Source organism: Thermoanaerobacter sp. YS13 (genome assembly GCF_000806225.2).
Classification (GTDB): domain Bacteria; phylum Bacillota; class Thermoanaerobacteria; order Thermoanaerobacterales; family Thermoanaerobacteraceae; genus Thermoanaerobacter; species Thermoanaerobacter uzonensis.
In genome coordinates this window covers 57,774-71,607 of record NZ_JOOI01000003.1, presented here as the reverse complement: position 1 = coordinate 71,607, position 13,834 = coordinate 57,774, and the positions used below count along the sequence as shown (strand labels likewise).

Annotated in this window: 9 protein-coding genes; 3 read left to right on the top strand and 6 right to left on the bottom strand. The window is 35.7% G+C overall.

Annotated features, from left to right (window positions below; genetic code table 11):
• Window positions 1–61: 61 nt before the first annotated feature.
• Together THYS13_RS12525 and THYS13_RS12520 are read right to left on the bottom strand one after the other, a co-directional pair.
• Complete coding sequence (locus THYS13_RS12525) at window positions 62–2,041, bottom strand: methyl-accepting chemotaxis protein (RefSeq protein ID WP_042834867.1); 1,980 nt, start codon at window positions 2,039–2,041, stop codon at window positions 62–64.
• Window positions 2,042–2,055: 14 nt separating this feature from the next.
• A complete protein-coding gene (locus THYS13_RS12520; RefSeq protein ID WP_029688965.1) occupies window positions 2,056–2,655 on the bottom strand; it encodes an HD-GYP domain-containing protein in 600 nt (199 codons plus the stop codon).
• Between the two features lie 338 nt (window positions 2,656–2,993).
• Between THYS13_RS12520 and yjeM the strand changes: the two genes are divergently transcribed.
• From yjeM to THYS13_RS12505, 3 genes are all read left to right on the top strand, one after another.
• A complete protein-coding gene (gene yjeM / locus THYS13_RS12515) occupies window positions 2,994–4,535 on the top strand; it encodes a glutamate/gamma-aminobutyrate family transporter YjeM (protein WP_042834866.1) in 1,542 nt (513 codons plus the stop codon).
• A gap of 323 nt (window positions 4,536–4,858) precedes the next feature.
• Window positions 4,859–8,386 (top strand): pyruvate:ferredoxin (flavodoxin) oxidoreductase, encoded by a 3,528-nt coding sequence (nifJ, locus tag THYS13_RS12510; RefSeq protein ID WP_042834865.1) that lies wholly within the window; start codon window positions 4,859–4,861, stop codon window positions 8,384–8,386.
• Between the two features lie 207 nt (window positions 8,387–8,593).
• Complete coding sequence (locus tag THYS13_RS12505; protein WP_042834864.1) at window positions 8,594–9,682, top strand: VIT1/CCC1 transporter family protein; 1,089 nt, start codon at window positions 8,594–8,596, stop codon at window positions 9,680–9,682.
• Between the two features lie 81 nt (window positions 9,683–9,763).
• Here THYS13_RS12505 and THYS13_RS12500 read toward each other — a convergent pair whose 3' ends face one another.
• Genes THYS13_RS12500 through THYS13_RS12485 form a run of 4 tightly spaced genes read right to left on the bottom strand, consistent with a single transcriptional unit; the run spans window position 9,764 to window position 13,544 of the window.
• Window positions 9,764–11,149: an ABC transporter substrate-binding protein gene (locus THYS13_RS12500; protein WP_153039617.1), complete on the bottom strand. Its 1,386-nt coding sequence runs from the start codon at window positions 11,147–11,149 to the stop codon at window positions 9,764–9,766.
• A gap of 38 nt (window positions 11,150–11,187) precedes the next feature.
• Window positions 11,188–12,009, bottom strand: coding sequence for a carbohydrate ABC transporter permease (locus THYS13_RS12495; RefSeq protein WP_042834863.1), 822 nt, complete (start codon window positions 12,007–12,009; stop codon window positions 11,188–11,190).
• The gene (locus THYS13_RS12490; protein ID WP_042834861.1) at window positions 12,006–12,950 is read right to left on the bottom strand and encodes a carbohydrate ABC transporter permease; all 945 of its coding nucleotides are present in this window, start codon (window positions 12,948–12,950) and stop codon (window positions 12,006–12,008) included. Before THYS13_RS12490 ends, THYS13_RS12495 begins: the two co-directional genes overlap by 4 nt.
• Window positions 12,951–12,968: 18 nt before the next feature.
• The gene (locus THYS13_RS12485; protein WP_042834860.1) at window positions 12,969–13,544 is read right to left on the bottom strand and encodes a glycerol-3-phosphate responsive antiterminator; all 576 of its coding nucleotides are present in this window, start codon (window positions 13,542–13,544) and stop codon (window positions 12,969–12,971) included.
• Window positions 13,545–13,834 lie beyond the last annotated feature (290 nt).

Sequence of the window (13,834 nt, the reverse complement as noted above, 5' to 3'; positions counted from 1 at the left end):
ACTTCAAAAATCCTGCTAATATTTATACATTTTTAAATTTAAAAAGCGGGAGTTCTCCCGCTTACTCTACTTTGAACTGTTTAATTGCTTCCATAAGCGTATTGGCATAATTCTTAAGTTCATTTGCTGTTGATGCCATCTCTTCCACAATTGCCGACTGTTCCTGTGATGTTGCGGATACTTCTTCCGCTGATGCCGCGGATTCTTCTGATACAGCCGCTATGTTCTGTATTGAATCAACTATTTTGTTCTTATGAGATTCTATCTCCTTTAAAGATTTATTAAGATTATCAATTTTTTCTACTATAAAATTCACTGCATGAATTATTCCTTCAAACACATCTTTTGTGGTATTGACTACATTGCTTTGCTTTTCTATCGATTTTGTTGAGTCTTCTACTGTCTTGTAAGTATCATTAATCGTGCTTTGTATCTCAGATATTAAGTTTGCTATGTTTCTCGCTGCCTGTGAGGACTGTTCTGCCAATTTCCTCACTTCATCTGCTACAACTGCAAAGCCTCTTCCTGCTTCTCCTGCTCTCGCTGCCTCTATTGCCGCGTTTAGTGATAAAAGATTTGTCTGGTCTGCTATGCCTGTTATCGTCTCTACAATTTTGCTTATCTCTGCAGATTTTTCAAGGAGATAGTTTGTAGATTCTTTTACATTGTTATTCGCTTCTATTGTCAGTTTTGTCTTTTCTATTAAGTCATCTATAGTGACAAGTCCTTCATTGGATACCATGCTGACATTCTCTACTTCTTGGTTTATCTCATCAGCGTTTTTAAGGGATTGGTCTATCAATTGCCCAAGTAACACAGTGGCATTAGCGCTCTCTTCTGCCTCTTTTGCTTGACTTGAAGCTCCTTGTGCGATTTCTTCAATGGCTTTCGCGACATCCTGTGTAGCTTGTGCTGCTTGTTCAGAAGCAACTGCCATGTTTTCCGCTGCGTGATTTACAGACTCTGATACGCTTTTTATGTCAAAGACGAGTCTTCTTATTCCTTCCACCATGGTATTAAAACTGTTTGCCAATATTCCCACTTCATCTTTTGCTTTTACGTTAGCTTTAACCGTAATATCTCCTTTAGCTGCTGCAGACATAGCAGTTACCACTCTTTTGATTCCTGAAGATATTGAATTTGCGAAAAAGTAAGCTATTAAAAATCCAATGAGTAATACTATTACACTTACAGTGATTACAAAATCTCGTATTTTTGTGACATCTTTTGTTAATTCGCTATTTTCCATTGTAACTACTGCTTTCCACCCAAAGCTGTCAAGATTTCTCACACTGGCAAACTTGTACACATTGTTTGAAGTGTATTGTATAGTAGCATTATTAAGACTTAACAATTTTTCCCCAAAGTCATATTTTTTTATAGAAGTAAACAACTTAGTAGTATCCGGATGAGTAATAGTCATACCATCTTTTGTAACTATGTATATGTACCCCGTCTTTCCAAGTTTAACACTAGAGATATTTTTAGAAAGTTGTTCTAGACTTATATCAATTCCTAAAACGCCTAATAACTTTCCATTTGAATCCATAACTGCTTTAGTTACAGTTATTTCAGGAATCTTACTTGCAAAATCTTCATAAGGATCTGTCCAGACAATATTGCCTCCTGCTTTTTCAGCATCTTTATACCACGGCCTTTCTGTTGGATCATAATTTTCTAGTTTTTGAGGTGGGTACAAAATCATCTTTTTATCAGGTGTCGCAAAATACACATTCATAGCGTCTGGCATAGATTTTTTTACTTCTTCTAATTTTTTAAGTACTGCTTCATCTAAAGCACTGCTTCCATCATAATTCATTATAGCATTTGATTCAGCTAACATTTCAATCATTGATTCTGTGTCTTGTTTAAAAGAATTTATGTACTTATTTAAAACAGATAAAGCTGCTTGATTGGAATCGTTTATCTTGTTCTTAAGAACACTCTCTGCAATATTTGTTGAAAAATATCCTGTTATGACAAGGGGAATTAAAATAACCAAAAATATAAACACCAACAGTTTTGTTTTGATACTTTTCATTTGTTACCCTCCTATTATATCGAAATAAAGTGTTGTAGATTCCCCTTTTTCTCCCACAAAGCCTCTTCTAATGCTTCTACGATTTTGTAATTATATTTTTTGGGTTGGGTTTTTAATTCAAATATTGCCTCGTGTATACTTTTTAACCTCTTTTCATTATAAGGCCTTTTTGTAGTCATTGCATCAAAAGAATCACAAATTCCTATTATTTGAGCACTTAAAGGAATAATACTGACACCAAAAGGATAGCCAGAACCATCTAATCTTTCATGATGGTAAAGTACCCCTGGGACCAAATCCTTCAATGAAGGAAAAATTTTTAACATCTCCGAGCCATAAGTTGGATGTATCTTCACAAACTCGTATTCTAATTCTGTAAGCGGTCCTGGCTTGTCAAGAATGGAAACAGGTACTAATACTTTACCAATATCGTGTAATAATCCCCCCTTACAGTTATAAATTTGCTCTTCTTTGGGTAATTCTAATTTTTTAGAAACTAAATAAGTAAGTTTTGCAACTCTTATACTGTGTAAGTAAGTTATATAGTGATAATGTTTCAAACTCGTCATTAAATGCTTTATAAGATAATGCTCGCTGTAATTGTATACTTCCACAGTTTTCCCTTCTTTTCGACATAATTTGACAAAAAAATTATACCATTTGTTTCTTGTAATGTCAATTTTAAAAAAGTTTCAAAAAAAAAAAAAAAAAAAAAAAAAAAAAAAAAAAAAAAAAAAAAAAAAAAAAAAAAAAAAAACAGTTTTTTCTTGTCAAATTTTTTTGACAGTTATCTCTATGTTTTAATGATGTATTATTAAATAATCTGGATAAACTGTAAAAGAGAAACTATTGACAAAATGCCAAAGTAAGTTATATAATATGCTTTGAAATATTTTTGTATATACTAAAAAAATTTAGTAGTTAAAAAATTTTTGTAAGAAGGAGGTTTTTTATGACATCAAATGTAAACGATACAAAAAAATTGGCTTTGATTCCTCTCATTTTGATGATCTTTACCTCAGTGTTTGGCTTCACAAATATTCCTCGTTCTTTCTATTTAATGGGATATGGAGCTATTCCATGGTATATTTTATCGGGTATAACTTTCTTTATACCCTACGCTTTTATGATGGCGGAATATGGTTCAGCATTTAAAGATGAAAAAGGCGGCATCTATTCTTGGATGGAAAAATCAGTAAATCCAAAGTACGCTTTTATCGGAACCTTTATGTGGTATGCTTCTTATATCATATGGATGGTTAACGTTAGTTCTTCTATATGGATACCTCTTTCCAATGCTTTATTTGGAAAAGATACAACTTCTACCTGGAGCCTTTTGGGTTTAAAAGCCACTCAAACTTTAGGACTTTTAGGAGTAGTATGGGTAATCACAGTAACCTATGTGGCTTCTAAAGGATTAAAAAGCATTTCAAAAGTAACCTCTGTGGGTGGAACCGCTGTTGCTTTATTAAACATAGTTTTACTTTTAGGAGGTATGTTTGTCCTAATCGCTAACGGTGGAAAAGTTGCTCAACCAATTGTTTCATCTCACTCTTTTGTTGTTTCACCAAACCCTGCTTATCAATCAACTATTGCTATGTTTGCGTTTCTAGTTTTTGCCATATTTGCATATGGCGGACTGGAAGTAGTAGGAGGACTTGTAGACCAAACAGAAAATCCAGAAAAAAACTTCCCAAAAGGACTATTAATCTCCGCCCTGCTTATCTCTATTGGATATTCACTAGGAATCTTTATGGTAGGAGTATTCACTAATTGGAAAGAAGTATTAGGTTCACAAAATGTAAATATGGCAAACGTGGCATATGTAGTAATGCAAAATTTAGGCTATAAAATAGGTCAAAGTTTAGGTTTTAGTGAAGTTACTTCTCTTGCAATTGGTGCATGGTTCGCAAGATATGTGGGATTATCAATGTTTTTAGCATTAACCGGTGCTTTCTTTACACTATCTTATGCGCCTTTAAAGCAAATAATAGAAGGAACTCCTTCAGAGTTATGGCCAAATAAAATCGGAAAAATAGAAAACGGAATACCTAAAAATGCCATGTGGGTACAATGCACAATAGCAGTCATAATGATTATTCTTGTTTCTTTTGGTGGAGAAGCTGCAGCTAAATTTTTTGCCAAACTCATTTTGATGACCAATGTAGCTATGACATTGCCTTATGTATTTTTATCAGGAGCCTTCTTCTCTTTTAAGAAAAACAAGCTCATTAAAAAGCCTTTTGAAATATTTAAAACAGAGTCAAGTGCTCTTATTGCTACAATAATAGTCACAGCAACCGTAGCCTTTGCTAACTTCTTTACTATAATTCAACCAGCAATCGAAGGAGATTTAAGTTCTACTATCTGGATGATTATAGGGCCTGTGTTTTTCACCCTCGTCGCCTTCTTAATGTACAGACGATATGAAACAAGAAAAGAAAGTATAAAAAATAATGTTTTACAAACAAAAATAAAACCTCAGCATAGATAAAACAAATTTAAGGATGCAATCAAATGCATCCTTAAATTTTACACTAAATAAATATATAGCTGGCATTTGAATAAGTAAATCCCTTTTTTGTCGCAAAAAAGTTTTAATTTTTTTGTTGGTGTGGTATAATTAATTATGTACCTGTTATATAGCTTTAATAAAAGCAAAATTCTAAATTAATGCGGCCTGTTATACACTCTATAAATACCTGTTATATAATAAAATGAAATATTGTATACTGTGCTATATCAGGTACATCCTTCTTTGATTGGTGATTTTTCGATTCTTTTATTTAATTATTAAATAAGGAGAGGAGTAAAGAAATGGCTAAAGTAATGAAGACCATGGATGGTAACACAGCTGCTGCCCATGTGGCTTATGCTTTTACGGAAGTAGCTGCGATTTACCCCATAACTCCATCGTCTCCAATGGCAGAAGTTGTAGATGAGTGGAGTGCACATGGAAGGAAGAACATATTTGGTCAGCCGGTAAAAGTTATTGAAATGCAGTCAGAAGCAGGTGCTGCAGGGGCTGTTCACGGATCACTGGCAGCAGGAGCTCTAACAACGACATTCACTGCATCCCAAGGACTTCTTTTAATGATTCCTAACATGTACAAAATTGCAGGGGAGCTTTTACCTGGAGTATTCCATGTAAGTGCACGTGCCGTTGCAACACATGCTCTTTCAATTTTCGGTGACCATTCTGACGTTATGGCATGCCGTCAGACAGGTTTTGCTATGCTTGCTTCTGGCAGTGTGCAGGAAGTAATGGATTTAGCAAGCGTTGCACACCTTTCTGCAATTAAAGGAAGAGTACCCTTCTTGCATTTCTTTGACGGATTTAGAACATCTCACGAAGTGCAAAAAATCGAAGTTTTAGATTATGAAGACCTCAAAAAACTTGTAGACTATGATGCTTTAAAAGCATTCAGACAAAGAGCACTAAATCCAGAACATCCTGTAACAAGAGGTACAGCTCAAAACCCAGATATATTCTTCCAAGGAAGAGAAGCTGCCAATAGATTCTACAATGCTATACCTGAAATCGTAGAATATTACATGAATGAAATGAAGAAATTAACAGGAAGAGAATATAAGCTGTTCAACTATTATGGCGCACCAGATGCAGAAAGAATAATAATTGCAATGGGTTCTGTGACAGAAACCATTGAAGAAACAGTAGATTACTTGTTGAAAAAAGGAGAAAAAGTAGGTGTCGTAAAAGTACATCTTTATAGGCCTTTCTCTATAAAACATTTCTTAGATGTAATACCAAAGACTGTTAAGAAGATAGCTGTACTCGATAGAACAAAAGAACCAGGTTCAATTGGTGAACCTTTGTATGAAGATGTAAAAACAGCTTTCTTTGACAGCGAATTGCGTCCAGTAATTGTTGGTGGTCGTTATGGTCTTGGTTCAAAAGATACTACACCTGCACAAATCATTGCTGTATTTGACAACCTCAAAGCTGATGAACCAAAAGACCACTTCACAATAGGAATAATTGATGACGTGACCTTTACATCACTTTCTGTAGGAGAAGAAGTCGATACAACACCAGAAGGGACAACCAGCTGCAAATTCTGGGGATTTGGTTCTGATGGTACAGTTGGTGCAAATAAGAGCGCTATAAAGATCATAGGTGACAACACAGATTTATACGTGCAAGCATATTTCTCTTATGACTCAAAGAAATCAGGCGGTGTAACAGTATCTCATTTAAGATTCGGCAAAAAACCAATAAGGTCAACATATTTGATAAACAAAGCAGACTTTATCGCTTGTCATAAGCAATCTTACGTTTACAATTATGACATATTGGCAGGATTAAAAGATGGTGGTACTTTCCTTCTAAACTGCAATTGGAAAGTTGAAGAATTAGACAAGAAATTGCCTGCTTCAATTAAAAGATATTTAGCTAAACATAACATTAACTTCTACATCATCAACGCTGTAGACATCGCAAAAGAAATAGGGTTAGGCGGAAGAATTAACATGATAATGCAATCCGCTTTCTTCAAGCTTACAAACATAATACCAATTGAAGAGGCAGTAAAACACTTAAAAGAAGCTATCGTAAAAGAATACGGACATAAAGGCGAAAAGATAGTACAGATGAACTACGAAGCTGTAGATAGAGGTATAAATTCTTTAGTCAAAGTAGAAGTACCTGCTTCTTGGGCAGACGCTGAAGATGAGCCAAAAGAAGAAAGACAAGCACCTGATTTTGTTAAAAATGTTGCCGATGTAATGAATAGATTGGAAGGAGACAAGCTTCCTGTAAGTGCCTTCCTTGGGAGAGAAGATGGTACCTTCCCACCAGGTACTGCAGCTTATGAAAAACGCGGAATTGCTGTTGACGTACCTGAGTGGCAAATAGATAACTGTATACAATGTAACCAATGCGCTTTTGTATGTCCACATGCTGCAATAAGGCCCTTCTTGCTCACAGAAGAGGAAGTTAAGAACGCACCAGAAGGATTTAAAGTTAAAAAAGCTATTGGAAAAGGCTTTGAAGGACTATACTACAGAATTCAAGTCAGTGTCCTTGACTGTACAGGTTGCGGCGTTTGCGTAAATGAGTGTCCTGCGAAAGAAAAAGCACTTGTAATGAAGCCTTTAGAAACACAAATTGAAGAAGCAAAGAACTGGGAATACGCAATGACTTTATCACCAAAAGAAAACCCAATGAACAAAGAAACAGTAAAAGGAAGCCAGTTCGAAAAGCCTCTGCTTGAATTCTCAGGTGCTTGCGCAGGATGTGGTGAAACACCTTACGCGAAACTTGTCACACAGCTTTTTGGCGATAGAATGATGATAGCGAATGCTACAGGTTGTTCTTCAATTTGGGGAGCAAGTGCACCATCTACACCATATTGTACAAACCATGAAGGAAAAGGACCAGCTTGGGCAAATTCCCTTTTTGAAGACAACGCAGAATTTGGTCTTGGCATGGCATTAGCTGTAAAACAACAAAGAGCAAAATTAGCTGATATAGTAAAAGAACTGTTGGAGCTTAACATCACAGCAGAGCTAAAAGAAGCATTGCAATTCTGGCTTGACAACATGATGGACGGCAAAAAATCAAAAGAAGCTACCATAAAATTGTTACCAATCATTCAAAACTATAAAGCAGAAGACGCAAAAGTAAAAGAGCTTATTAATGAAGTACTTGAAAGAAAAGATTACCTCATCAAGAAGTCTCAATGGATATTTGGTGGCGACGGTTGGGCATACGATATAGGTTATGGCGGATTAGATCATGTACTTGCTTCGGGAGAAGATATAAACGTCTTGGTATTCGATACAGAAGTTTATTCAAATACAGGTGGACAATCTTCAAAGGCAACACCAGTAGGTGCAGTAGCACAATTTGCAGCAGCAGGTAAACCAATTGGCAAGAAAGACTTGGGAAGAATGGCAATGACATACGGGTATGTATATGTAGCACAAGTTGCGATGGGAGCAAGCCAAACTCAATTAGTAAAGGCATTAGTAGAAGCTGAAAGTTATCCAGGGCCATCTCTCATCATTGCCTATGCTCCATGTATTGCTCACGGCATAAAACAAGGTATGAGCTGCAGCCAATTAGAAGAAAAGAAAGCTGTAGAAGCAGGATATTGGGTTCTCTATAGATACAATCCGCTTCTCAAGAAAGAAGGAAAGAATCCATTCATCCTCGATTCTAAGCCACCAAAACTATCAGTACAAGACTTCTTAAAAGGAGAAGTAAGATTCTCAGCATTAGAAAAGACCTTCCCAGAAAGAGCACAAAAGCTCTTTGAAGAAGCTGAAAAACAAGCTCAAGAAAGGTACAAAATCTACGAAAAATTAGCAAAAGATGAATAAAAAATGGAGGGAGCATTCCCTCCATTTTTTATCTCTGCAAAAGGCAAGTGGCCATTAGCTTTAATTCTAATGTGGTATAATATATACGAGTGTTTGTCACTTTGTAAATATTTCATATGTAAAATTATATGCACTAATATAGCATTCCATTTATTTTTTGTTATTCTTGCTCATTTAAAATTTCACTCAGAAAGGACGGTATGACAAATGAATCCTATAGATCAAGCTATCAGTTTTTACAAAGAAGAAGTTGAAGCTGCCGACCTTTATACATACCTTGCAAAAGTGGAGAAAAATCCAGAAACTAAAAGTAATTTTGAAGCACTTGCAAAAATAGAAAAAGCTCACGCAAAATTTTGGCATCAATTTTTAAAAGACAGAAATATAGAAATTCCAAAAGAAAAATCTCGTAAATTTAGGCTTTTTACTTATAAAATGTTGAGAACTTTATTAGGAAGCAAATTATTCGTCACAATACTTGAAATGAATGAAACAACAAGTACCGAATCCTATTATCGCTATTTTAACGAAGCTTCTCTTACAGAAGAAGAAAAATTAATTCTCTCAAAAATCATAGAAGATGAACTGGAACATGAAAAAATATTTAGCAGACAAAAAGATAAATTCAGCATAGAAAACATAAGAGACTTTATACTTGGAATGAACGATGGCCTTGTAGAAATCTTAGGAACTGTAACAGGACTCTCAGCTGTTTATCCAAAAAGTCCCATCACCGTGGGCACTGCTGGTTTGGTAGTAGGAGTAGCTGGTGCTCTTTCTATGGCAATAGGTGCATACACCTCTGTAAGGTCTCAAAGACAAGTAAATGAGGGTATAAAAAAGAAAATGGAACTTTTATTTAAGGTCTCAAAAGACAGGGCAAAAGAGGAATTTTTAAATAAACTATCAGAATCTGGTATACCAGAAGATGTTGGAGCAGAAATTGTAGACAAACTTAGTAACAATGAAGATGCCATGACAAACCTCTTAACTGAGGATGTTTCAGAAAATGAGATAAAATCTGCTTTGTATACAGGTATTGCATACCTTGTAGGACTCGTATTCCCCGTTTTGCCTTACTTTATAATCACCTCATCCTCTTTAGTAGCTCTTGCATTTTCCGTAGTATTTGCAGCTATAGCCCTCTCTATAGTAGGAATTGTAGTATCTGTCGCGTCAGAAAGTCTGTCTATAAAAGGAAAGGTTTTAGAAATGGTAGCAACAGGACTTGGAGCAGCAGTCTTATCATATCTTTTTGGAACTCTAGTGCAAAAACTATTCGGCATAACCGCCTAATCAGACAAAGGGGACAAAGAGGACGGTTCCTCTCATCTGAATAACTTAGAATATTCAGACAAAAGGAACCGTCTTTTTTCTCTACTTACCTATTGTTTGATTGTAATTTTCTATAGCCTTGTTTATACTCTTTACAGCCTCATCTAAAGCCTGCTTTGTAGTGGCTTGATTTTGTAAAACTTTTTCTATTGCCTTTTCCACTGTCTGCCTCGCTTCCGGAAATACCCCTATTAAAGCCCCTTGTGTAGCTCTATTTATTGGCGTTGAATGAAGCTGCTCTATAGCAGTTTTAAATTGAGGATATTTTTCAAGATGCGATTTCATCTCCGGCATATCATAGACTGCCTTAGTTACAGGAAAATATCCTGTATTTTGGTGCCAGAAAAGCTGCTGTTCAGGTGATACCATGTATTTAATAAACTCCCACGCTGCTTTTTGGTATTCTTCAGATCTGGTATTCAAAATCCACAGAGAAGCTCCCCCAATTATAACTCCTCCGTCTTTACTGTCATTTAATGCAGGCAAAAACCCTGTCCCCACCTCAAATTTATTCCCTACTCCATCTAAAACCTGCTTTAAGCTGGCAGTTGAAGCTATGAACATTGCAGTGCGACCTGCAGTAAAGGCATTTAAAGTATCGTCATAACTTCTTCCAAAATTTCCCGCTAATCCTTGGTCAACTAACTTCTTCCACCAATTTACAATATTCTGTCCTGCCTCATCATTAAACACAACTGCTGTAGCCCTTGCATCTCTGCCATTCCCATTATTTGCATAAAGCGCTCCCTGCTTAGCCATAAACTGCTCAAAAAACCAGCCATAGATAGCCATAGAGTATCCATACTGAGTGACCTTTCCAGAGGCATCTTTTTTGAGAAGTTTCTTACTGTACTGTTCAATCTCTTCAAAATTTTTCGGAGGAGCATCTGGATCAAGCCCAGCCTCTTTGAAAGCTGTTTTATTATAATAAAGGATAGGTGTGGAAGAATTGAAAGGCATAGAATACAGCTGGTTGTCAACAGTGTAATAAGCTAACAGATTTGGCTCTAATTTTGATATGTCATACTTTTCCTCATCAATGAACTTTTGAACCGGTACAGCCCACCCACTGTCCACCATGAATCTTGTACCAATGTCATAAACTTGGACAATATCAGGACCGGATTTTGACTGCTGTGCAGTCCTTAACTTATTTAACTCTTCGTCATAATTCCCTTGGAACTGCGCTATCACTTTAATATTAGGATGAGTTTTGTTAAAATTCTCCACCATCTTATTAAGCGCTGCTCCCAAATTACCACCCATAGCATGCCAGAAAGTAATCTCTATTATTTTGTCCTGTGATGAGGTAGGAGTTGACTGTGTAGAAGCAGTGGCAGTTTGTTTTTGTGAATTTGAACAACCAATTGCTGCAATAAGTAACCCTAAAATCAGCATCAAACTTATTGCTCTCTTAAAAATGATCATATACCTTTCCTCCTTAAATAATATAGAATGTTTATATTTTACCCTTTCAAGGCTCCGGCACTTAATCCTTCAATCAGCTGTTTTTGACCCACAATAAAAGCTACAAGAGACGGTATTACTATCATTATTACACCTGCCATTATGAGGCCAAAAGATTGCGATTCCGCCATCTGCAGCATACTTATGCCTATTTGAACTGTTCTCATTTCGTCTCTGTTGGTAACCAGCAAGGGCCACATATACTGATTCCATGTCATAAGAAAACTGTAAATCGCTAAAGACCCTATCGCCGGCCTTGAAAGTGGTAAAAGCACCTTTACAAAAAACTGAAACTTAGTCGCTCCATCTATAGCAGCTGCTTCATAGTAGTCTTTAGGAATCGTTAAGAAAAACTGCCTCATCAAAAATATCCCTAGTGCAGTACTTAAATTTGGGATTATTAGAGCCTTATACGTATCAAGCCAATTTAGCGACCGTATTGTAAGATAATTCGCAATAATTGTAGCTTCCCCCGGGATCATCATGGTCGAAAGGAACATCAAAAATATCAAATTTTTCCCTTTAAAATCATAGTAAGTAAAAGCATAGGCCGCCAAACTCGCAGTAACTATTTGCCCTACAGTCACTGCAGAAGACACAATGAAGCTATTTAAAATAAATCTCAAGATAGGTACTGACTTCAAAGCCTCAATATAATTCCCCAAATACAGGTTTGTAGGAATAATCTTTGGTGGGTACTGAAAAATATCCTCTGGTCTCATAAAACTTATCATTAGCGCATAAATTAGTGGAAAAAGAATTATTCCTGCAAGAATTACATTCACAATATATACAATCAAAATCCTTATACTCTTCCTCACTTGTAAAATACCCTCCTCTCACCTGTTTTGAATTCCAAAATTGTGAGTATTAAAAGTATTACAAAAAGTATTATAGACTCTGCACTTGCAACTCCAAACCTGAAGTTAAAAAAGGCATCCCTGTATATGGAATAGACTACAACATTAGTAGAATCCACAGGCCCCCCTTGCGTCATGATATTTATCACACCAAACTGCTGAAAAGCGTTTATAATATCAACAACCGTCACAAAAAACAATGTGGGTGAAAGCATGGGAATAGTAATTTTAACATGCTGTAAAAAGACATTTGCTCCATCGATCTGAGCACTCTCGTAAAGGTCTTTTGGAATATTCTGAAGTCCACCTAAGAGGAAAATAAAGTTCATCCCTAGATTTAGCCAAATTGTTACGATAGACACTGCCACTATACCCCATTTAACATCAGTAAGCCATCCAATTGCCGGAATTCCAAAAAAACTTAAAAGGTAATTTATAAATCCAATAGAAGGATTAAATAAAAGAGTCCATATAACCGCGGCTGAAGCCGAAGAGATTGAGATAGGCAGTGCGTAAAAAGTTCTAAAAACACTCCTTCCTTTTATGTTTAAATTAGCAAATATTGCAAGAAACAATGAAATGACTATAGAAAAAGGCACTGTAAGCAAAACAAACTTAAAAGTCACATAGAGGCTATTTAAAAAATCTGGTGACGCTAATAAGTCAAAATAATTTCTAAGACCTATAAATTTACTTAATCCTCCCTGAGGTCCAGTCATAAAAAGGCTTATGTAGATAGTTTTAAAGAAAGGGTAGAAAGTAAAAGCCATGAATATAGAAGCTGCTGGCAAAAGATATAAGTAAGGCTCAATCTCCGCTTTAAAATTTTTCAAAGGCATCCCCAACGTATGCCTTTTTACCTTATAGCTTTCTTTTGAATGTATAGTTTCAATTCTGTACATTCTAAATTACCCCCAAACTTAAAGTTTTACATTCCACAACTCAGGATTTCCCGTAGATACCGCAATAGCACCACTTGCGAGCGCCCTTATCATTTGTTCCTTGTTTTGCAAAAGCCCCCCTGTAATTATAGGTAAATTTGTCTCTTTCCTAAATTTTTCAATCATTTCTGGAATCAGTGCAGGCATCAGCTCTACAAAATCAGGTTGGATTTCTTTTGTAATCTCTACCGCATTTTTAAAAGCATCAGAATCAATCAAAAAGCATCTTTGGACAGTTATCAAGTTTAGCTTTTTGGCGATTTTAATCAAATTGGCCTTCGTAGTAATTATCCCATCAGGCTTTACATAGTGCGCAATAAACTGCAAACCCTCTTGGTCAAAACTTATACCCCCTATCTTTTCAATGTGAACAAATACCAGAAAACCATTTTCTCTATAAAAATCTACAAATCTTTTAATTACTCCAATATTCCCTGTAAGCAAAAAAATTCCACTCAACGATTTATTTAGAGCTTTCTCAAGATGTTTCTCTTCCTTCACAGCTGCAACCAATTTGTATTTCTTTAACCTTTCTATAAAAATGTCTTTTTTCATTACTTTCCCCCTCACAAAAAAGAGAGAAACCTCCAAAAAGACTAATAGTTCTCATCTATTAGTCCGTTTAAAGGTTTCTCTCTATTCTCTAACCAAAGCTATCTACTTGTCTGGCTTTATTATAAAACTTTTGTGTTATGTCTATATTAAGAATATGTTAAATCTTTGTTATCTTACAAAAACCCAAACAAAAGGAAAAGTTACTTTGTCTGAATATTTCTAGGCTATTCAGATGAGAGTAACCGTACCATGTGCCCGTTTTTTAGAGAATTTTAAAAAGTGTTGATATT

Coding starts and splice junctions, on each gene's coding strand:
- THYS13_RS12525 (WP_042834867.1), bottom strand. CDS start 2,041: ATGAAAAGTATCAAAACAAAACTGTTGGTGTTTATATTTTTGGTTATT.
- yjeM (WP_042834866.1), top strand. CDS start 2,994: ATGACATCAAATGTAAACGATACAAAAAAATTGGCTTTGATTCCTCTC.
- nifJ (WP_042834865.1), top strand. CDS start 4,859: ATGGCTAAAGTAATGAAGACCATGGATGGTAACACAGCTGCTGCCCAT.
- THYS13_RS12505 (WP_042834864.1), top strand. CDS start 8,594: ATGAATCCTATAGATCAAGCTATCAGTTTTTACAAAGAAGAAGTTGAA.
- THYS13_RS12500 (WP_153039617.1), bottom strand. CDS start 11,149: ATGATCATTTTTAAGAGAGCAATAAGTTTGATGCTGATTTTAGGGTTA.
- THYS13_RS12490 (WP_042834861.1), bottom strand. CDS start 12,950: ATGTACAGAATTGAAACTATACATTCAAAAGAAAGCTATAAGGTAAAA.
- THYS13_RS12485 (WP_042834860.1), bottom strand. CDS start 13,544: ATGAAAAAAGACATTTTTATAGAAAGGTTAAAGAAATACAAATTGGTT.